The following is a 604-nucleotide window of genomic DNA, read 5'->3' on the forward strand; positions in this document are numbered from 1 at the left end:
GCTTCGAGCGCGGTGAAGTCCTCCTTGTAGCCCTCGGGGAACACCGCCGCGAACCGCTGGCCCTGTTCACCCGCGGACTCCTCGCCCATGAGGCCGATCGCGACGCCGCTGTCACCGGCGCGCTCGCGGCGCTCGGCGAGGATCGCCTCGACCATCCGGTCGTCCCAGCTGCGGACGGCTTCGTTGAGCCGTTCCTGGATGCGCAGGGTGTCCGGTTCCGACCGCTGAGAGGGGTCGGTGTGCACGATGAAGTGCACCTGCGCGAGCACGGTTTCCCCGATGCGCGCGCTGTATTCGAGTTGCGTGCCTTCGAGTTCTTCGAGCAGGACCTCCTGCATCGCGAGCCGCGAACGGGTCGTGTAGCGGTCACGCGGGAGGTACACGAGGCAGGAGTAGAAACGGCCGTACGGGTCGCGGCGCAGGAACAGGCGCAGCCGTCTGCGATCCGACAGCGTGATCGCGCCCGTCGTCGTCGAGTACAGCGAGTCGGTGTCGGCCGAGAACAGGTCCGCGCGCGGCCAGTTCTGCAGCACTTCGAGCATCCGCTGGCCGGAGAAGGACTCCATCGGGAAGCCCGCGCGGTGGATGACCTCGCGGACCCGGT

The 604-nt window shown here is 68.4% G+C and carries 1 pseudogene; it reads right to left on the reverse strand.

Features of this window, described 5'->3' with window-relative positions:
* Window positions 1–604, reverse strand: a pseudogene (locus tag CFP71_RS42490) (NAD-glutamate dehydrogenase domain-containing protein); the annotation flags it as partial.

The sequence above is a fragment of the Amycolatopsis thailandensis genome (assembly GCF_002234405.1).
GTDB classification, from domain to species: Bacteria; Actinomycetota; Actinomycetes; order Mycobacteriales; family Pseudonocardiaceae; genus Amycolatopsis; species Amycolatopsis thailandensis.